The sequence below is a fragment of the Bacteroides fragilis genome, assembly GCF_019583405.1.
Lineage (GTDB): Bacteria > Bacteroidota > Bacteroidia > Bacteroidales > Bacteroidaceae > Bacteroides > Bacteroides fragilis_B.
In genome coordinates this window covers 60,204-81,966 of the sequence record NZ_SZUU01000005.1, presented here as the reverse complement: position 1 = coordinate 81,966, position 21,763 = coordinate 60,204, and the positions used below count along the sequence as shown (strand labels likewise).

The 21,763-nt window shown below is 45.6% G+C and carries 15 protein-coding genes; 10 read left to right on the top strand and 5 right to left on the bottom strand.

The annotated features are described in order from the left end of the window. Window positions 1-155: 155 nt before the first annotated feature. From FDF36_RS12715 to FDF36_RS12705, 3 genes are all read left to right on the top strand, one after another. Window positions 156-992, top strand: coding sequence for a Cof-type HAD-IIB family hydrolase (locus tag FDF36_RS12715; RefSeq protein WP_022011666.1), 837 nt, complete (start codon window positions 156-158; stop codon window positions 990-992). 554 nt (window positions 993-1,546) lie between these two features. Further along, the gene (cysS, locus tag FDF36_RS12710; RefSeq protein WP_220391566.1) at window positions 1,547-3,022 is read left to right on the top strand and encodes a cysteine--tRNA ligase; all 1,476 of its coding nucleotides are present in this window, start codon (window positions 1,547-1,549) and stop codon (window positions 3,020-3,022) included. Window positions 3,023-3,132: 110 nt separating this feature from the next. Then, window positions 3,133-3,537, top strand: a complete 405-nt coding sequence (locus tag FDF36_RS12705) for a PaaI family thioesterase (RefSeq protein ID WP_220391565.1) — start codon at window positions 3,133-3,135, stop codon at window positions 3,535-3,537. Here FDF36_RS12705 and FDF36_RS12700 read toward each other — a convergent pair. After that, a complete protein-coding gene (locus tag FDF36_RS12700) occupies window positions 3,527-4,408 on the bottom strand; it encodes a DUF3108 domain-containing protein (protein ID WP_220391564.1) in 882 nt (293 codons plus the stop codon). The genes FDF36_RS12705 and FDF36_RS12700 overlap by 11 nt on opposite strands. After that, window positions 4,344-6,266 carry an Ig-like domain-containing protein gene (locus tag FDF36_RS12695; RefSeq protein ID WP_220391563.1) on the bottom strand — a complete coding sequence of 641 codons (1,923 nt, stop codon included), beginning with the start codon at window positions 6,264-6,266 and terminating at the stop codon, window positions 4,344-4,346. The genes FDF36_RS12700 and FDF36_RS12695 overlap by 65 nt, the downstream gene beginning before the upstream one ends. A 105-nt stretch (window positions 6,267-6,371) precedes the next feature. On the opposite strand from FDF36_RS12695, the gene lacZ reads away from it, so the two are divergent. From lacZ to lpxA, 5 genes are all read left to right on the top strand, one after another. Further along, a complete protein-coding gene (gene lacZ, locus FDF36_RS12690) occupies window positions 6,372-9,479 on the top strand; it encodes a beta-galactosidase, LacZ type (protein ID WP_220391562.1) in 3,108 nt (1,035 codons plus the stop codon). A 340-nt stretch (window positions 9,480-9,819) separates the two neighbouring features. After that, window positions 9,820-10,980, top strand: coding sequence for an efflux RND transporter periplasmic adaptor subunit (locus FDF36_RS12685; RefSeq protein ID WP_005812297.1), 1,161 nt, complete (start codon window positions 9,820-9,822; stop codon window positions 10,978-10,980). Window positions 10,981-11,001: 21 nt separating this feature from the next. Continuing rightward, window positions 11,002-14,205 (top strand): efflux RND transporter permease subunit, encoded by a 3,204-nt coding sequence (locus FDF36_RS12680; protein WP_220391561.1) that lies wholly within the window; start codon window positions 11,002-11,004, stop codon window positions 14,203-14,205. A 16-nt stretch (window positions 14,206-14,221) separates the two neighbouring features. After that, window positions 14,222-15,613, top strand: a complete 1,392-nt coding sequence (locus tag FDF36_RS12675; protein WP_220391560.1) for an efflux transporter outer membrane subunit — start codon at window positions 14,222-14,224, stop codon at window positions 15,611-15,613. Window positions 15,614-15,632: 19 nt separating this feature from the next. Then, window positions 15,633-16,403 (top strand): acyl-ACP--UDP-N-acetylglucosamine O-acyltransferase, encoded by a 771-nt coding sequence (lpxA, locus tag FDF36_RS12670; protein WP_005779566.1) that lies wholly within the window; start codon window positions 15,633-15,635, stop codon window positions 16,401-16,403. 97 nt (window positions 16,404-16,500) lie between these two features. Here the strand turns inward: lpxA and FDF36_RS12665 are convergent, their stop codons facing one another. Then, entirely contained in the window at window positions 16,501-17,142 is a 642-nt protein-coding gene (locus tag FDF36_RS12665; protein WP_220391559.1) for a carbohydrate-binding family 9-like protein, read from the bottom strand. 230 nt (window positions 17,143-17,372) lie between these two features. On the opposite strand from FDF36_RS12665, the gene FDF36_RS12660 reads away from it, so the two are divergent. Both FDF36_RS12660 and FDF36_RS12655 read left to right on the top strand, forming a co-directional pair. Then, the gene (locus FDF36_RS12660) at window positions 17,373-18,593 is read left to right on the top strand and encodes a hypothetical protein (protein WP_220391558.1); all 1,221 of its coding nucleotides are present in this window, start codon (window positions 17,373-17,375) and stop codon (window positions 18,591-18,593) included. Between the two features lie 6 nt (window positions 18,594-18,599). Next, window positions 18,600-19,535: a tRNA-dihydrouridine synthase family protein gene (locus FDF36_RS12655; protein WP_220391557.1), complete on the top strand. Its 936-nt coding sequence runs from the start codon at window positions 18,600-18,602 to the stop codon at window positions 19,533-19,535. Between the two features lie 255 nt (window positions 19,536-19,790). On the opposite strand, the gene FDF36_RS12650 is transcribed toward FDF36_RS12655, so the two are convergent. Together FDF36_RS12650 and FDF36_RS12645 are read right to left on the bottom strand one after the other, a co-directional pair. Then, window positions 19,791-20,351 carry a DUF4348 domain-containing protein gene (locus FDF36_RS12650; protein ID WP_005812309.1) on the bottom strand — a complete coding sequence of 187 codons (561 nt, stop codon included), beginning with the start codon at window positions 20,349-20,351 and terminating at the stop codon, window positions 19,791-19,793. A gap of 93 nt (window positions 20,352-20,444) precedes the next feature. After that, entirely contained in the window at window positions 20,445-21,713 is a 1,269-nt protein-coding gene (locus FDF36_RS12645) for a DUF2851 family protein (protein WP_220391556.1), read from the bottom strand. Window positions 21,714-21,763 lie beyond the last annotated feature (50 nt).

The window sequence follows — 21,763 nt, the reverse complement described above, 5'->3', positions numbered from 1 at the left end:
AAATTTCAAGACAATAAATTCCCCAATAGCATAAACGTATCAAAGCGCATCAAACAGACTACGTATCATTCATTCTTTATTTACTCGCATCCTGTTTGGGTGATATACCCAAAACCACTACCTTTGCACCCTCAAAACCCAAACAAAAGCGACTGATGAAATACAAACTCCTCGTACTCGACTTGGACGGAACACTGACCAACGCTAAAAAAGAGATAACTCCACGCAACCGAGAAGCACTGATACGTGTACAACAACAGGGTGTGAAACTGATACTTGCATCGGGACGTCCTACCTTCGGCATTGCACCCTTGGCCGACGAACTGCGCATGAAGGAGTTCGGCGGATTTATCCTCTCCTATAACGGCGGAGAAATTATCGACTGGAGTACCGGAGAGATCGTTTATGCCAATGTATTGCCGGACGAAGTGATACCTCGGCTATACGAATGCGCCACACGCAACCAACTCCCTATCTTGACTTACGACCGGCAATATATCATCACTGAATATCCCGATGACGTGTATGTCCGGAAAGAGGCTTTCCTCAATAAAATGCAGATATATCCTTCCAAGGATTTTCTGAAAGATATCCGTCTGCCGCTTCCTAAGTGCTTGATTGTGGGTGAGCCACATCGTCTGATTCCCATTGAAGCCGAACTTTCGGTAGAATTGCAAGGTCAACTGAGTGTTTACCGCTCGGAGCCCTTCTTCCTCGAACTGGTGCCACAGGGAATAGACAAGGCACAATCTTTATCTGTCTTACTTAACAAGCTGAACATGAACCGGGAAGAGATGGTGGCTGTAGGCGACGGCTACAACGATCTTTCAATGATTCAATTTGCCGGATTGGGTGTAGCCATGGGCAATGCACAGGAACCGGTAAAGAAAGCCGCCGACTACATTACCCTTAGCAACGAGGAGGACGGTGTAGCTGCGGTCGTAAACAAGTTCTTTACAAAAGCACCCGAGAAGGGGGAGACAACAGTTTAAACACAGAAATTAATAAGAAAGCAAGTTGATTTCTCCATGATATTAACGCGTTATATATAAGTATATTATCATTCATCATACTAAACTTATCTCAGCCCGTATACCCGGGCCGGTGGGCCCGGGTATACGGGCTCATGGGCACAGGCATGCGGGCTTATGGGCACAGGCATGCGGGATGAGATAAAGTCCGGACCATTTTCACTAAAGATACTAAGGAAAAGGAAATGCTTTAAACGGCATAAACAGATAGATAACACGCTATATACAATTACAGATCAATACCTTATCCATCAAAAACAGTGGGTGGAAGATGGAAGATAAAGGTGGAAGATAAACGGCTTGAAAACGCTATCTTCCACCCATTCATTTCGTTGATAATTAGATAAGTAAACAGAAAAAGGTGGAAGATGGAAGATCGGAATGCATTTTTCGTATGAGTGGCCCGATCTTACATCAGACACATATACTTACAGAGAATAATCCGGCAGAACACGTCCCAATTCAAATTATTTATTCTAACTTTGTGGTTTAAAACAGAATAAATCTCAAACGTTATGGAACATCAACTGACGATTTACAACACTTTAGATAGAAAAAAAGAGCTGTTTGTGCCTTTGCACGCTCCACATGTGGGCATGTATGTCTGCGGACCGACGGTATATGGCGATGCACATCTGGGACATGCCCGTCCGGCCATCACGTTCGACGTACTCTTCCGTTATCTCACCCGGTTAGGTTATAAAGTGCGATACGTGCGTAATATCACCGACGTAGGCCACCTGGAACATGACGCAGACGAAGGGGAAGATAAGATTGCCAAGAAAGCCCGTTTGGAACAACTGGAGCCCATGGAAGTAGTGCAATACTACCTGAACCGGTACCATAAAGCCATGGAGGCACTGAACGTACTTCCCCCCAGCATTGAACCGCATGCCTCGGGACATATCATCGAGCAGATAGAATTGGTAAAAAAGATTCTGGATGCCGGCTATGCATACGAAAGCCAGGGTTCGGTATACTTCGATGTAGCCAAATACAATAAAGACTACCATTATGGTAAACTCTCGGGACGCAATCTGGACGATGTACTGAATACAACCCGCGAACTGGACGGACAGGAAGAAAAACATAATCCTGCCGACTTTGCCCTTTGGAAGCGGGCACAACCGGAACACATCATGCGCTGGCCTTCGCCATGGGGTGACGGTTTCCCCGGCTGGCACGCCGAGTGTACAGCCATGGGACGTAAGTATCTGGGCGAACACTTCGACATTCACGGAGGAGGCATGGACCTTATCTTCCCGCACCACGAATGCGAAATCGCACAGTCGGTAGCTTCACAGGGTGACGATATGGTTCACTACTGGATGCACAACAACATGATCACCATCAACGGCACCAAGATGGGCAAGAGTCTCGGAAACTTCATCACGCTGGATGAATTCTTCAGCGGCTCGCACAAATTGCTGACTCAGGCTTACAGCCCGATGACCATACGATTCTTTATCTTGCAGGCACACTACCGCAGTCCGGTGGATTTCAGCAACGAAGCATTACAGGCAGCAGAAAAAGGACTGAGCCGACTGATGGAAGCAGTGGATGGTTTGGAGAAAATCACTCCTGCAGCTACTTCGAACGTCGACGTAAAAAGCTTGCGCACGAAATGTTTTGAAGCGATGAATGATGACTTGAACACTCCGATTGTAATTTCGCACCTCTTTGACGGAGCCAAGATGATCAATAATATCATTGCCGGAAACAATACCATCTCTGCCGATGACCTGAAAGACCTGAAAGAAGTATTCCATACATTCTGCTTCGATATCCTGGGCCTGAAAGAAGAAATCGGCTCGTCGGACGGACGTGAAGCCGCTTATGGGAAAGTGGTCGATATGCTGCTGGAACAGCGGGTGAAAGCAAAAGCTAACAAGGACTGGGCTACGAGTGACCTGATCCGCAACGAACTGACTGCACTGGGATTCGAAATTAAAGATACGAAGGACGGGTTTGAGTGGAAACTGAATAAATAAAAAGCTTCAGAAAGTTGTATTTAGAAAACATCACAGAGGATGCGGAGGAAACAAAGTAATAGCTTTGTATGCTCCGTGTCCTCTGTGGCTAATTCAGAACAAATATAAAAATGACAGCACAAGAATTTTTCAAAAACGACCTATTTGCCACCAATGCGGGTGTAGAGCTGATCGAGATACGGGAAGGATACAGCAAAGCAAAACTGGAAATAAAACCCGAACATCTGAATGCGGGACAACGGACACAGGGAGGCGCCATCTTTACTTTGGCCGACCTGGCACTGGCGGCGGCAGCCAACTCACACGGCACATTAGCCTTTTCCCTTTCTTCCAATATCACCTTCTTACGCGCCAGCGGTCCCGGAGACACGCTCTATGCCGAAGCACGCGAACGCTATACCGGACGCAGCACAGGCTATTACCAGATAGATGTAGCCGATCAGGAAGGCAGACTGATAGCAACCTTCGAGTCGAGCGTATTCCGCAAAAAAGACGAAGTTCCGTTCACTTTGTAATAATAGAAGTCTGGGGATGGCGGTAACCGCTGACACTCCTCAGGAAGGCTTTGGCCGAACCAAAGTTAAGGTGCATATCCAGACGCACCGGAAGGTGATTCCGGTCGTCCGTCACATAGAACGTTATGACCTCTTTCTCCTTTCCCTTTTTATTATACTCCACGAGTGAGAATATCAGGCAGCGATAGGTCGTATCGTTCTCGGCGGTAATCTTCTTAATCCCCCGGTAAATCAGAGTCTGTTCTTCTACTCTACGCCCCGTCGCCATCGGGAACTGGATACGCTGACCGATGGTATATTCCTTCGGATCGAACGAACGGGCCTGCGCCAGAATAGTAAGCATATCATAGATGCAACGATTGTCACTTTGCTCCGTCTCGGTGATACTTCCGTCTTTACGCACCCGTTTTTGATTGACATAGCACATGCCGTCCCGAAACGAAAAACGGGCTTCATCGACGGTATAACGTTTTCCTTCTTCGGCTCCCTTACGGAAATAACGGGGTTCCAGCTTTTCAGTCATGACACTTGTCAGTGTATCCCGCATCTTAAAGAAGAAGTCGGCCTCTTTACTGCTGATGGCCAACAAATTGACCCGATAGGCTGGCTCGGAGTGATAAGTCGTCGAGTTAGTGGTAAGGCTGGCAAGTCCCACTTTCTTCCAAATGAATTTCCAGTTGAAATAAAGTTCGTACATGACGTGCTCACCGGACTTAAACGCATCGTTCTTTGCTTCACACTGGGCATTGCCCGATGATGGGAAAGCAAAAAGCAGGGCGATAATAAGGCATATCCACTTTTTCCGCCTAATTGCTGCGGCGGCTACGGTTTGCGTTTTGACTATCTCGGGTCTTTTTCTTCTTGTCTTCATCTGGTTTCTGTTTTTTAAGTTCGTCCGGCTTTTGCTTATCCAGAGGCACAGCTGTCACATTCCAGTCCTGAGTAGCATCCCAGTTTGCTTTAAATTCAATGATATGCGGATAATAATATACCATTTCAGGCTGTATGCCCTTCTCATAGTCACCGGCATCCCATACTCCATTGCCATTGGTATCGTTTACCAACCGGGCTCCGTATTTGCCGGGATTCAGATAGTAGAACTCCGCTCTCCCGTCAATCACCGGACGCCTGCGAAGAACTTTATCCTGATTATCCAACAGTTCGACAAAAGCGATAGAATCTGCTCCGGTTATGTTGAGGAACACATTACCGTATTCTTCGATCTGACGAACTTTGAAGGCTTGCTTTATCTTATCGGTAAACAACCCATAAATGCCATGAAAAGCTGTAGAGTCGACGGCAAATTCATACTCGCCTCCGGGTTCCCAATCATAATAGAGGTTATAGCGTCGCACATCAAGCGAATCATGTTCGAACTCAAAAGGAACGTCGGTCCATATCGTATCTACTTTCTGGCGAAGATGAATAGCCGCACTGTCAAAGCGGGCTACCGGCTCTTCGAAAGTCATGGTGATATAATCGAACACGTCCATAGACGAGGGAGCGTGTGTATTTACCGACAAGAACTTAGTCGGTTCCGGCTCATCGTCTTTCTTCTTTTTCTTTTTAGGCTCTTCCTTCTTCACCTTTTTTGCAGCCAGCCTAAGCGTATCCGTACGAGGAACTAATTGATTTAACGTATCAGTATACAAATAGTTCAGGCTCAACGTAAGTGTATCTTGCTTATAAAGCAGCGAGTCGCGTATCCAATAATGGATAGTGTCGTTGCGGAATGTCTTTTCTATAACAAAAGCATCCTTCTCGTCGAAGTTCAATCCTTTCAACACGGGCAAAGAATCTGCCGGAGCCGAAAAGTACAGGGAAAATTTATTCGGAGTGAGGCGTTCGCTCTTAACCAGATATTGTGAAACGGAAGGCTTTTTAAATGAACGAAGCACAATATTATCGGGCAGGAAATAGGTATATTTCTGCTCAACAATCGTATCGATGGTCAGTGAATCGACCCAGGCGGTATCCTGGCGTATCCGCTCTTCGAAGCGGGGAATAATCAGCGAGTCATTGAAAGCCACCGCTTCACCTTTTTGGTTATAGAAGAAATTCTGATCGGCATCCATCAAACCGAAAATACGATATTTGCCCGGTGCAATCCCGCGAATCGTGAAGTGTCCACGACTATCGGTACGAGCTACACGGTCAAAAGGAAGTTTGGTAAAAGCCGAGTCATTCAGGTTGGAATGCAGTCCCACTAACATACCTTTAATGGGTTCCAGATCAGAAGCTTCAAGCAATGTGCCCGATACCTCCATTGTATCGATGGAGGCCCCTGTAGAGAATGTAAACGCAAAATTACCGAGCGGATTGCCCTCGTTATTATCGACGATCGCATCCGAAAAATCGATTGTATAGGTGGTATTGGGCTTCAAAGAGTCGAGCAGGTTTACAGTAATCCGCTTCCCTCCGGGTTTGATCTCCGGTTGTTGTAACTGGGGAGGCGAAACCACTACCTTTTCACTGGCCTTTTCAAGTTTAATAAACTCATCGAAATCAAGGACAATCTTTGACTTTTTAGTATTTACGGCTCCTGCTGTCGGCGTACTGCCGATGAAGCGGGGTGGAGTTTCATCAAAAGGTCCCCCATCCGGACGTCCCATACTGGCACAAGAATAAAGAGTAGCTACCAGAGCAGCAACTCCCAACAGACTACGGATGAGTCGTTTTTTTCTATATATATTGTCTTTTAACATGCTGCAAAAATAAGCCTTATCCATTAATTAATGCTATACTTTACACTAATTTATCCAAAAAGACTCTGCCCTACAAGACAAAAAACGTATCTTTGACCAACAATTTACAAACCTAATAAGATTAACCCCATGAAAAGACAACTGCTGACTTGCTGCCTGGCGATGTGTAGCCTGGCGACCATGGCTCAACATGACGAATGGAAAAACCCCGAAATTAATGCGGTAAACCGTGCACCGATGCACACCAATTACTTTGCTTACTCCTCAAGTGAAGAAGCCGCAAAAGCCGACAAGGAAAATTCAAGCAACTTTATGACCCTGAATGGCATCTGGAAATTCAACTGGGTGAAAAATGCAGATGCGCGACCGACCGACTTCTACCGGACAGACTATAACGATAAAGGTTGGGGACAGATGAAAGTCCCCGGTGTTTGGGAAATGAACGGATACGGTGATCCGATTTATGTCAACGTAGGTTACGCCTGGAGAAGCCAATACAAAAACAATCCTCCCTATGTGCCCATAGAAAACAACCATGTAGGCTCGTATCGGAAGGAAATCATTATTCCTGCCGAATGGTCAGGAAAAGAAATATTCGCTCACTTCGGCTCGGTAACCTCAAATATGTATTTATGGGTCAACGGTAAATATGTAGGCTATAGCGAGGACAGTAAGCTGGAAGCCGAATTTAACCTGACCAATTACCTGAAACCCGGTAAAAACCTGATCGCTTTCCAAGTATTCCGCTGGTGTGATGGAACATATCTGGAGGATCAGGACTTTTTCCGCTACTCCGGAGTAGGACGTGACTGCTACCTATACAGCCGCAATAAGAAATATATTCAGGACATCCGTGTAACGCCTGATTTGGACGCCAATTATACAAACGGTACACTGGATATAGCACTCAACCTGAACGGAAGCGGAACGGTAGAACTGAATCTGGCAGATCCGACAGGGAAAAACGTAGCCACAGCCCAAGTTAGCGGAAACGGTAAAAAGTCTGTTGGCATGAACGTAGACAATCCCGCAAAATGGACCGCAGAAACACCCAATTTATACACATTGACTGCAACATTGAAAAGTGGTAACAATACCACCTTGGAAGTGATCCCGGTCAAAATAGGTTTCCGCAAAATAGAACTGAAAGGCGGACAAATCCTGGTAAACGGTCAGCCGGTGCTTTTCAAAGGCGCCGACCGTCATGAAATAGATCCGGACGGCGGATATGTTGTTTCACGTGAGCGCATGCTGCAAGACATCTTACGAATGAAACAGCTGAACATCAATGCCGTGCGTACCTGTCACTATCCGGACGACAATCTGTGGTACGACCTTTGTGACCAATACGGCATTTACGTAGTGGCGGAAGCCAATGTAGAATCACACGGAATGGGATATGGCAAAGAGACACTTGCCAAAAATCCATCTTATAAAAAAGCACATCTGGAACGCAACCAGCGCAACGTACAAAGAGGCTATAACCATCCTTCCATCATCTTCTGGTCTTTAGGGAACGAAGCCGGATACGGTCCGAACTTCGAACAATGCTACACATGGATCAAGAATGAAGACAAAACGCGTGCCGTACAATACGAACAGGCAGGCACCAATCAGTTCACAGACATTTTCTGCCCGATGTATTACGATTATGATGCCTGCAAGAAATATTGTGAAGGCAACATAGACAAGCCCCTGATTCAGTGTGAATATGCCCACGCCATGGGTAACTCACAGGGTGGTTTCAAAGAATATTGGGATCTGATACGTAAATATCCGAAATACCAGGGCGGATTCATCTGGGACTTTGTTGACCAATCCAACCACTGGAAGAATAAAGACGGTGTAGATATTTACGGATACGGCGGCGATTTCAATAAATATGACGCTTCGGACAATAATTTTAATAATAACGGTTTGATCAGTCCCGACCGCCGTCCGAATCCGCATGCCCATGAAGTAGGATATTTCTATCAGTCTATCTGGACCACTCCCGCAGACCTTGCCAAAGGAGAAATAAAAGTATATAATGAAAACTTCTTCCGCGACTTGTCTGCATACTATATGGAGTGGCAATTACTGGCAGACGGCGAAGTAATGCAAGCCGGAGTGATTCAGGACCTGAACGTGGCTCCACAACAAACAGCTACCCTTAAACTGAATCTGAATACGGAAAATATCTACCCATGCAAAGAACTGCTACTCAACGTAGCTTACAAACTGAAATCCGCCGAAACATTGATGCCGGCAGGAAGTACAGTGGCATATGACCAGTTGACCATCCGTCCGTACAAAGCCCAAACTCCGGAATTAAAAAACCGGAAGGCATCTAACATTGCCGTTCATGTACCGGCTATCAAAGATAACGATCATAACTACCTGATTGTAGAAGGTGAAAACTTCATTATTGAATTCAATAAACACAATGGCTATCTTTCTCGCTACGAAGCAGACGGCATACAGTTATTGAATCAGGGAGCCCAACTGACTCCCAACTTCTGGCGTGCTCCTACCGACAACGACTATGGAGCAGGATTGCAGCACCGGTATGCCGTATGGAAAAATCCGGGACTGAAGTTAACTTCTCTGAAACAGAATATTGAAAACGAGCAGGCGGTTATTCAGGCAGAATATGACATGAAAGCCGTAAAGGGTAAATTGTTCCTGACTTACGTCATCAACAATGAAGGCGCCATCAAAGTAACTCAAAAGATGGAAGCCGGCAAAGAAGAGAAAGTTTCTGATATGTTCCGCTTTGGCATGCAAATGCAAATGCCCGAGAACTTTAATGAAGTAGAATATTATGGCCGCGGTCCGATAGAAAATTACGCCGACCGTAATCACTCTACCATGCTTGGCAAATATCGCCAGACAGTTGCCGAACAATTCTATCCATATATCCGACCGCAGGAAACCGGAACCAAGACCGATTTACGTTGGTGGAGAGTATTGAACGTCAGCGGAAACGGCTTGCAGTTCGTAGGCGATACTCCTTTCTCTGCTTCTGCCCTGAACTACAGCATCGAATCTTTGGATGACGGAGCACAGAAAGACCAACGTCACTCTCCTGAAGTGCCGAAAGCTCCTTTCACCAATCTGTGCATTGACAAGGTGCAGATGGGATTAGGATGTGTCAACAGTTGGGGAACACTTCCGCTTGAAAAGTACCGCGTACCTTATCAGGATTATGAATTCAGTTTCATCCTGACACCTGTACGTCATAAAGTCAACATGTAAGGAATTAAAAAGAAATTCCTCAAAGCAACAATCAAACAGTGATCCGGAGTGTTCCGGATCACTGTTTTTATATATACCTTCTCCCGCTCCACTTATGCAGTCTTTCCAACGAGAATGACAGATACCTTTTGACAGCTTTTTACGCAACACCTATATTAATTAGAGAAAAACATAGTTAAAAAACAGCTATTCAAAGAACATCAAGATGGAAAAAAGAGTACTTTTGCGCAGAAAACTGATTAAGTACATTCGGTTTTCTCTCCCTTATCATTGAAGGGTTAGCACGATAAATCACATTACCACAAAATGGACATCATTATAAATTGAATATAAAGAAGGTATGAAAAGTAAAATTGTTTTATTTGCATTTTGTTTAGCCCTCCTGTCGAGTTGCGGCAAAAAGGGATTTGACCTGAGCGGGGGAACCCCGGAATGCGCAGTACAGGTGTTGCAACCCACTACAGTAAATCTGAAGAGTTCCTATCCGGCCACTATCAAAGGTAAACAAGACGTAGAAATCCGTCCGCAAGTATCGGGATTCATCACAAAAGTTTGCGTAGACGAAGGTTCTATGGTACGCAAAGGACAGATATTGTTCATCATCGATCCGGTACAATATGAAGCCGCTGTCCGTTCGGCCAAAGCAGCCGTAGCTACTGCAAAAGCCGGAGTGAACACACAAGAAATCACAGTGAACAACAAACGTGAATTAAATAAAAAGAATATTATCAGTGATTACGACCTGGCGATGGCAGAAAACTCTCTGGCATCTGCCAAAGCACAACTGGCTTCCGCACAGGCACAACTGATAAGTGCAGAACAAAATTTAACCTTCACCAATGTAAAAAGTCCTTCAGATGGTATTGTCAACACAATTCCTTATCGTCTGGGAAGCCTTGTCAGCCCTTCTATCCAAACTCCGCTGACCATCGTTTCGGACATTAACGAAATGTATGTCTACTCTTCACTGACTGAAAAAGATCTATTGGCACTGGTACGTAAAGACGGTTCTCAGATTTCAGCTGTAGAGTCTTATCCGGAGGTAGGGCTTGAGCTATCGGACGGAACCACCTACGCCGATAAAGGTAAAATGTCCACCATTAGTGGTGTCATCAACCAAAATACCGGAGCAGTAAGTATTCGGGCCACTTTCCCTAACAAAGAACATTTGCTGAGAAGCGGTGGTATGGCCAACCTGATCGTACCCTATCATCTGGAAAATGCAATTGTTATTCCGCAAAAAGCTACAACGGAAATACAAGACAAGAAATTTGCTTTCGTATTGCAGCCGGACAATACTGTAAAGATGACTGAAATAAATGTTTTCAATGTGGATAACGGACACGATTACGTAGTGACTTCCGGCTTGAAAGCTGGTGAAAAAGTGGTCTTGGATAATGCCAGCACCCTGAAAGACGGACAGGCAATCAAACCAGTTACTCCGGAACAGGCTAAAGCCAATTTCCAACAAGCACTTGAAGAGAAAAAACAAGGAAAATAAAATCAGCATAGCAAGTTAAATATGAAACTAGATAGATTTATTAATCGTCCGGTACTATCTACGGTGATCTCCATCGTTATAGTAATCTTGGGTATTCTGGGCTTGATTTCGCTGCCTATTTCCCAATATCCGGATATTGCCCCACCTACGGTAAGCGTTTCGACCACTTATCAGGGTGCTAATGCACAAACGGTATTAAACAGTGTAGTCGCCCCGCTGGAGGAGCAAATCAACGGTGTGGAAAACATGATGTACATGAGTTCCACAGCAACCAATACCGGTGAAGCCCGTATTGACGTATACTTTAAACAAGGCACCGATCCGGATATGGCCGCGGTAAACGTTCAAAACCGTGTAGCCAAAGCACAAGGTCTGCTGCCCGCCGAAGTAACCAAAGTAGGCGTCATCACTTCAAAACGACAGACCAGTATGTTGCTGGTATTCTCTTTATATAGTTCCGACGACAAATACGATAACGAATTTCTGGAAAATTATGCCAAGATCAATCTGGTGCCGGAAGTGCAGCGCGTACCGGGTGTAGGTGACGCCATGGTGCTTGGTGCAGACTATTCAATGCGTATCTGGCTGAAACCGGATATCATGGCCCAATATCACCTGATGCCTACCGATGTTTCCGCAGCGTTGGCCGAACAGAACATTGAGGCTGCTCCGGGAGCATTCGGTGAAGAGGGTAACCAGACTTTTCAATATACTCTGAGATACAAGGGGCGCCTGCAAAGTCAAGAAGAATTTGAGAATATTGTAATCCGTGCTACTGAAGACGGACAGGTACTTCGACTGAAAGACATCGCCAGTGTAGAATTGGGACGTCTGACTTACGGATTTACCAATAAAGTGAACGGGCATCCGGCAGTAACCATCATCGTATTCCAGACAGCCGGTTCGAATGCGACAGCTATTATCAACGACATCCTCACCTTACTGGATAAATCAGCTTCTACCTTCCCACCGGGCGTCAAAGTAAATGTATCACAGAATGCCAATGACTTCTTGTTCGCCTCTATTCATGAGGTAGTCAAGACATTGATCGAGGCATTTATTCTTGTATTCATTGTGGTATACATTTTCCTGCAGGATCTACGCTCTACATTGATTCCTGCTATCGCCATCCCGGTTGCATTGATCGGTACGTTCTTTGTCTTATATCTGATTGGGTTCAGTATCAACCTTCTGACACTATGTGCCATGGTACTTGCCATAGCGATTGTGGTCGATGATGCGATCGTCGTCGTGGAAGGCGTCCATGCAAAACTTGACCAAGGCTATAAATCAGCCCGTCTGGCTTCCATCGACGCCATGAATGAATTGGGAGGTGCCATCGTTTCTATCACATTGGTAATGATGTCTGTATTTATTCCGGTAAGTTTCATGTCCGGTACTTCCGGTACATTCTATCGCCAGTTCGGTCTGACAATGGCTATCGCTATTGCACTTTCGGCCTTGAATGCTTTGACATTGAGTCCTGCACTGTGTGCCATCCTACTGAAACCACACGATCCGAACAAAAAAGAAAAAGTGACACTTGCCAAACGTTTCCATGCTTCATTCAATGCGGCATACGATACGATTTTGAAAAAATATAAGAAAAGGGTACTTTTCTTCATCCAGAAACCTTGGCTTACAATCAGTGCGGTAGTAGCCGGCTTTGCCCTGATGATTTTCCTGATGAATATCACCCCGACCGGTTTGGTTCCGAATGAAGATACAGGTACCATCATGGCTGTTGTCGACATGCCCCCGGGTAGTTCTAAAGAACGTACCGAAGCGGTGATGCAACAGGTAGACAGCCTGATAGCTTCAGAGTCGGCAATCGACAGCCGTACGATGATTGTAGGCTATAGCTTCATAGCAGGACAGGGACCCAGCTACGGTTCATTTATTTGTAAACTGAAAAACTGGGATGAGCGATCCATCAAAGAACGTTCAGACTTTGTTTCGGGTATGTTATACCTCAAAGCTCGTGAAGTGATTAAAGACGCCCGTGTACTGTTGTTCGCTCCACCAATGATTCCGGGTTATAGTGTGTCCAATGGTTTCGAGATGAACCTACAGGATAAAACGGGAGGTAGCCTTGACAAATTCTATGAGGTGGCTCAGGATTTCATCTCTAAATTGCAGGCCCGTCCCGAAATTCAATCAGCGCAAACATCGTTCAATCCGAACTTCCCGCAATACATGATAGACATCGACGCAGCTGCCTGTAAGAAAGCCGGACTATCACCTAACGATATTCTGACCACTTTGCAAGGCTACTACGGTGGTTTGTATTCTTCAAACTTCAATCGCTTCGGTAAAATGTATCGCGTAATGATTCAAGCGGAACCGAACAGTCGTACCAACCTCGAGTCGCTGAAGTCAATCAAGATACGCAATGGTAACGAAATGGCGCCTATCACTCAGTTTATGAATATTAAGCGCATCTACGGACCGGATAATATCAAGCGATTCAACATGTTTACCGCTATGACCATCAACGGTTCTCCCGCCGACGGCTATAGTTCCGGTCAAGCCATCCAGGCAATGCAGGAAGTAGCCGAACAGACTTTACCTACAGGATATGGCTATGAATTCTCGGGTATGACCCGCGAAGAACAAAGCTCTAGTGGCAGCTCCACAGCTATGATCTTCGTCCTTTGCTTCGTATTCGTTTATTTGTTGCTGAGTGCCCAGTACGAAAGTTATATTTTACCATTGGCTGTATTGCTTTCTATTCCTTTCGGTCTGGCAGGCAGCTTCATCTTTGCCCACCTGATGGGATTGGCCAATAATATCATCCCTATTTTGGGAGCAGCTACCAACAACATTTATATGCAGATTGCATTGATTATGTTGATAGGTTTGTTAGCAAAGAATGCGATCCTGATTGTCGAATTTGCCCTCGACCGTCGTAAGATGGGTATGAGCATCACCTGGGCTGCCGTATTGGGAGCAGGTGCACGTCTCCGTCCTATTCTGATGACCTCTTTAGCAATGGTAGTAGGTTTGATTCCGTTGATGCTTGCCATGGGTGTAGGTGCCAATGGTAACCGTGCTTTGGGTACAGCTGCGGTAGGCGGTATGTTTATCGGTATGATATGCCAGATATTTGTGGTTCCTGCTTTGTTCGTTCTCTTCCAGTATTTACAGGAGAAGGTGAAACCTATCGAATGGGAAGACATCGATAATACAGATGCAGAAACAGAAATTGAACAATACGCTAAATAGGAATAAAGAAAAGAATATGAAGAAACAAATTATAGGTATGTTGTGTGCAACTGCTCTCCTGAGCAGCTGCCACATCTATAAATCATATGACAGACCTAAGGATATAGAAGCTTCCGGACTTTACCGGGATACAGTATCTGTTGCCGATACTTTGATATCCGATACTGCCAACTTCGGAAATCTGCCTTGGAGAGAGGTCTTCACAGATCCTCAGTTACAAGCGTTAATCGAACAGGGACTGACTCACAATACTGACCTGCTGACTGCCGCACTGAAAGTGAAAGAGGCACAGGCATCGCTGATGTCAGCCCGCTTGGCTTATGCTCCTTCACTCGGATTGTCACCACAAGGAACCATCAGCAGTTTCGACAAACATGCGGCAACGAAAACTTATTCACTGCCTGCAACTGCCAGTTGGGAGATCGATTTGTTCGGCAAACTGCTGAATGCCAAACGGGGTGCACAAGTAGCATTGTTACAAACGAAAGCATATCGCCAAGCTGTACAGACCCAGATCATCTCGGGAATTGCCAATACATACTACACGTTATTAATGCTCGACCGTCAGCTCGACATCACCGAACAGACCGCCGACATCATGAAACGTAATGTTGAAACTATGCAAGCTATGAAGGATGCCGCCATGTTCAACACGACCTCTGCCGGAGTGGAACAAAGCAAAGCTGCCTATGCACAAGTATTGGCCTCTATCCCGGCCATTCAGCAGAGTATCCGCGAAACCGAAAATGCCATGTCTATGCTGCTGGCACAGGCGCCGCAGACTATTCAACGGGGAGTCCTTGAAGAACAGCAATTGCCGGAAGAGTTTTCAGTAGGTGTTCCTTTGCAGCTACTTTCTAACCGTCCGGATGTAAAAGCAGCCGAAATGGCTCTGGCCAGCACTTATTACAATGCAAACTCAGCCCGTGCCGCCTTCTATCCGCAGATCACAATCAGTGGGTCAGCCGGATGGACCAACAGTGCCGGTAGCGCCATTGTCAACCCGGGTAAACTGCTGGCATCCGTACTTGGTTCACTTACTCAGCCGCTATTCTACCGGGGTGCAAACATCGCCCGTCTGAAGATAGCCAAGGCACAACAGGAAGAAGCTAAACTGGCCTTCCAACAGAGTATACTGAATGCAGGAAGTGAAGTAAGCAATGCACTATACCAGTATCAGAGTGCTTCCGAAAAAACGGCTTCCCGCAAAATGCAAGTGGAATCATCAGAGAAAGCATCTGAATATACAAAAGAATTGTTTAAATTAGGGACGTCTACTTATCTGGAGGTATTGTCGGCCGAACAATCTTTGCTCAGTGCCCGTTTATCTCAGGTAAACGATACTTTCGACCGGATGCAGGCTGTAGTAAGCCTTTATCAGGCATTAGGCGGCGGAAGAGAAGATTAACTTTAAATACAATACAATTATGATTAGTCCATTAGCATCGATAGCCCCCGGGGCAAAAATCGGTAAGAATGTCACCATTCAACCGTTCGCTTACATTGAAGATAATGTCGAAATAGGGGACGACTGCATCATTATGTCTTATGCCAGCATACTGAATGGTACGCAGCTGGGAAAAGGTAACAAAGTGCATCAACACGCCGTACTCGGAGCGGAGCCACAGGATTTCCATTACAAAGGAGAAGAAAGTTCACTGATCATCGGTGATAACAATCATATCCGCGAGAATGTAGTCATCAGCCGGGCCACTTTCGGCGGAAACGCCACAAAGATCGGCAACGGCAACTTCCTGATGGACAAGGTTCATGTCTGTCATGACGTACAAATCGGTGACAATTGCGTAGCCGGTATCGGTACTACAATTGCCGGAGAATGTGCCTTGGACGATTGCGTGATCCTGAGTGGAAACGTCACACTCCATCAATATTGCCATGTAGGACAATGGACGTTGATTCAGAGCGGTTGCCGCATATCAAAAGACGTACCTCCTTATGTTATTATGGCCGGAAATCCGGTAGAATATCACGGAGTAAACGCTGTAGTATTACAACAACATAAAAATACGAGCGAAAGGGTCTTGCGACATATTGCCAATGCTTACCGTTTGATCTATCAGGGCAATTTCAGCCTGCAGGATGCAGTACAAAAAATTGTAGACCAGGTTCCCATGAGCGAAGAGATAGAAAATATCGTTGCATTCGTCAAGGAGTCAAAACGTGGAATCGTAAAATAGGCACAATCATCTGCCGATAAAGAAAAGGTGTAGTCATCCTGGGATGACTACACCTTTCTTTTATTATTTTCCATGCTTTTACACGGGCAGGTTCATTCTATTCAAACTCCAAGGTACCGAAGAAATCGGGACGATGGAAATCCGGTTTCTCTATTTTAATCGGATTCCATGAAAGGAAATGCGGGGTCTGCAATTCGTCTCCACATTTGTAGAAGTTCGCAGTAATCGTTTTTCCGTCCAGAGAAGTAATGTTGTGTTTAAAGAATGCTGTATATGGAATGATCAACGCCACTTCCCAGTTACACTCTCCAATGCGTTCATTGAACGGCTGGCGTCCCAGGCTGGCCCAACGCTTTACCTGATCCATCACTTCCTGAGAGGCACGCTCCCGGTCGTTACGTTCTGCTCCGGCACCTATAAGAATCGTCCCGATACAGTTGCATTCGATGTTATAATAAATACCGTCACCGGCAGGCACAGAAAAGAACTCCACGCAAGAGTCTGTCCACACAGACCCGTTGTCTTCTCCGTACTTAGCCCTCACACTGGCCTCTTTCACATTAAAGTGCAACAAAACAGCATCATCGCTATGGGCTATACGGAACTCCACTTTCGGACGATAAGGATAAGCTTCCCAATTCACATTATCAATAGCCTGGAAACCGATCTTTTCTTTATCCAGTAATTCGGGAAGTGCATCGACCTCCACATTAGCAATACTGATCTTTTTTACTTTCATGGTCTATTCTATTTTTATCTTGCAAAAATATATACTTTATTCCAGTATTTCATTCTCCATCCGGTGCTATTTTACAACCTTTTCCGAAAACGTTTACTTTCGGGTATCCTTTTTCATGGTCAGTCAGATGATTTCCTTACCTTTGCAGCGTGAAACAACCATCTTACATTGATTTAAGATAATAACTTCAACGGGTAAATCCCCATTGTATCTAACAAATAACACAAAAAATGAAGAAGCATCTAATTTTATCTGCCTGCCTGATGATGGCAGTAAGCAGTTTTGCTCAAAAGAAAGACTTTAGTTATAAGTTTTACGGACAGATTCGCACAGACCTTTATTACAACAGCCGTGCTAACGAAGAGACAGTAGACGGATTGTTTTACATGTATCCCAAAGACGAAGTACTCGATGAAAACGGCAAGGACCTGAACGCAACTGCCAACGGTAGCTTTTATACTTTATATACCCGCCTGGGAATAGACGTAACCGGCCCTAAATTGGGACGTGCCATGACTTCTGCCAAAGTAGAAGTGGACTTCCGCGGCTCAGGAACTTCCTACTCCACCATCCGCTTACGCCATGCCTACCTGAACCTGGATTGGGGACGTTCAGCTCTCTTACTCGGCCAAACCTGGCATCCGCTGTTCGGTGATGTATCACCACAAATACTGAATCTTTCGGTGGGTGCACCTTTCCAGCCATTCAGCCGTGCCCCTCAAATTCGCTATCGCTATACACATAAGGGATTCCAACTGACAGGAGCCGCAATCTGGCAATCGCAGTATTTATCGCAAGGTATTGCGGGCAAGAGCCAGGCTTATATAAAGAACAGCTGTGTCCCCGAATTCTATCTGGGACTCGATTATAAAGCCAACGGATGGATAGCCGGAGCAGGCATAGAACTTCTCTCCCTGAAACCCCGTACAGAGTCTAAAATAGATGATAAAGTTTATAAAGTGAACGAACGCATCACCACTTTATCTTATGAAGGACATGTAAAATACAGCAATAAAGACTGGTTTGTAGGAGCCAAAACCGTATTGGGCTCTAATCTGACACAAACTTCGATGCTCGGTGGATTCGGAATCAAATCGATCGATAAGCAGACCGGAGAACAGAAATATACACCGATCCGGGTATCCAGTTCATGGCTGAACGTTGTATACGGACAGAAATGGAAACCGGGTATCTTCCTGGGATATGTCAAGAATCTGGGGACAAGTGATGCTTTAGCATCCGGTCAACTGTACGGAACAGGAACCAATGTAGACCAGGTAGTAACTGCCGGAGCCGAACTGACATACAACGTCAATCACTGGAAGTTTGGAGTGGAATATACCTATACTTCCGCTGCTTACGGTTCACTGAATCTTAAAAGCGGCAAAATCATCGATACGCATTCCATCGGTAACAACCGTATCGTAGGTGTAGCCATGTTTATGTTTTAAAAACAGATGAATAATACATTACCTATCCACTTCGCTCCGCTTCAGGGATATACCGAGGCAGCCTATCGTAATGCCCATGCCGCCGTTTTCGGCGGCATAGATGTCTATCATACTCCTTTTGTACGAGTAGACCGGGGAGAGTTCCGCCACAAAGACGTTCGGGACATTCTACCCGAAAACAACCGGGTGGGCCGCCTTATCCCGCAACTCATAGCCTCCGAAGCGGATAAAACAGAGCGTATGATCGCCCTCTTCATCGAACAGGGCTATCGGGAGATAGACATCAATCTCGGCTGTCCTTTCCCGATGTTGGCAAAACGACAATGCGGGTCCGGCATGCTGCCTTATCCCGACAAGGTGGAGGCATTGCTAAAACAAACGGAACAATTTCCCGACATGCGCTTTTCGGTAAAGATGCGTCTGGGATGGGAAAAACCGGATGAATGCCTGTCACTGATACCGTTGCTTAACGCTGCTCCCCTGACCGAAATCACCCTCCATCCCCGGTTGGGCATCCAGCAATACAAAGGCGAGGTAGACATGGAGGGATTTACCTCTTTCTACGAAGCATGCAGACATCCCGTAGTCTATAATGGGGATATCCTGACCATAGCAGACATCCACCGCATTACCGACAAGTTCCCAAGTCTTGCCGGAGTGATGATCGGACGCGGATTACTGACAAACCCTGCATTAGGCTGGGAGTACAAAGAAGGCAGAAAGCTTTCTCCCGAAGAGTGGCATGAAAAGCTTAAGGCACTGCACACAGCCGTTTTCCTTCATTATGAAGAGCAGATACAAGGTGGCGAAGCGCAACTGGTAACCAAGATGAAAACATTCTGGGAGTATCTGGCTCCACAGATCGACCGGAAAAGTTGGAAAGCTATCCATAAAAGCACTACGCTTACCAAATACAACATTGCCGTCCGTTCGGCATTCTGACAGAAAGTTCATCCGGACAATGCGTAGTTTGGCATCCGTTTCATTATCACTGATAGTCAGCAAATTATATTTACCTGTATTTTCCTTTCGATGTAAAAGCATTTACCCCGGCATGTAAAGGCTTTTACGTCAGTACGTAAAATCTTGACCAACACACGGGAATGTTAGTCAACTTGCATCTCTTGGGGCAGTAACCTATCTTTTCTTTAAAAGAAAGGGAGTCCTTGAGTGATCCTCCCCCTGATATCAGATTCTCTACGGATGCAATTCTTTAAAAGTCTGATTCTCTTCTTTCACCTGCTTCACAGTTTCATTCAGGTCGTCAATCGGCAGATCGTATCCATACCACCCGGTATAGCAATCGGTTACATACCATTTACCGTCAATCAAGTCGAATATCACACGTAAGTCAACTTCCGACTCCTCATACCCGGCTTCAAACTCTTTATGGGTAGGTTCGTTCACCGTAAATTTAGAAACATAGATTCCTCCTTCCTCCTGGGTTATGCGTTCCTCTTTTAGAGTCTCGCCATCCAGCAACGGCCATTTCTCTTGTGTAAAAGGGAAGGTTTTCTCGCTATTTCCATCGTCCGTCATCAGAGTGATGGGAGTTTTTAACGGAAACTTCACACGGGTATACTGGAAAGAAGCACTTGAGGTGAACTTCTTCAGAAACGTCTGGAAAGGTTCATCAGCCGTTTCCGCAGTAGCAGCACTTTCTGCCTTCGCTTTCGAAGTATTTCCACAGGAAATAAAGCAAATGCCTCCCATCAGGGTAAGCATAAACAGACAAAGCACAAATCTTTTCACTTTCATAATGAATGGGTTATTAAGACGGGGAATCCCACCCCGCATTTTCAGCGGGCAAAGATAATATATCTTCCTAATATCCAATCGGGAAGAACAGAATTATTTATGTTTCAGGTATTCATATCCGAAGCGGCAATAAAGACATTTCTTCTTGTCGCAATATTCCTTCTGTAATTGTAACAACGCCTGACTGTCCGCTGCTGTCCGGACAGGAATTCCGGCTCCACTCCACATGCGGGTGACGTAGTTGTTTTCAGCTTTCAACTCTTCAAGCAATGAAGCTGCACGTTCACACAACCTGTCATCTGCTTTATGCAAACCGTAAGCATACAGAAAAGGTATGACCGTATTGATAATGATCAGTTCCCTTGCACCGGAACCGATGCTTTTCTCCCTCCGGGGAGAGGTCCTGCCAAATATGAAGTGTTCCTCCCAATAAGCAGAAGTATGACCGGAGAAAATCAAATTTAATTCTTTCAGGGTTTGCGCTTCCATAACACGTGAAAATAAGGAACGCTCTTTGTAATATAGGGAGGCCAGTTGTGCCAGCCTCACATGTGGGAAATTGCCGGGACGAAGACGGAGAAAACGCCACAAAGAAGCATTCATCACCGGTGGAAGTTCAAACTTATGTTGCAGATAACGGAATTCCTTCTGCATCCAACTGAAATAATCGTCAACAGGTTCTCCCTCCAGCAAACCGGCCTGCCCAAAAAAGAAAGCTTCCACTTGTGTCAGGTCGTCACGATGCTTATCAATGGAACGGAACGGAAGCAGATTCGCCCAGGCTTCAAAAGCATCTCCATTCAGTCCGAAACCAAAATTACGTGCCAGCGTGATGAAAAAGGCATCCTCCCAATGTTGATTGCAGCGCTGAAGCCGCCGGGATACGGTCTGGTTCTTTTGATCGAAACGCTCGGTCTGCAAAGCTGTCAGCCAGGAATGAACTGTTAGTTTAGGGAGAGTTTCCAAGATCGAATAGCAAGGTGGATGTACGTCTGCCCGGCAAAGCTCGTCATAATGTTCCTTCACCTGGCGGGGACAGGCCAACCGGAGTTGAGGGACAGGTTCACCATTGGTGCGGTATATCTCACAATCTATTTCCGTCGCAATGTGTAAAATCACCGAATCATAGGCCATATCACGATCATGCCCGTGACGGAACCAATCGGAAGAGGCTGTATGTATTTCGACATTGCCTACCCAAAGCGTACCGTCAATCTTTAATTTGGCATTAAAAAAATCGGGGCCTGCATTAGGATTCGGCAGTCCCGTATCAATCACTTCAACAGGCAGCCCAGTGGTTGTTTGCAGTTCGTGAAGAGGAAAAATTTTGTGTTTCCACACATAATGTAGGAGTTGTTCCATTGTTAACAAGACGTTAATGTGCTCGACAAATGTAATAAAAATCCTATCTT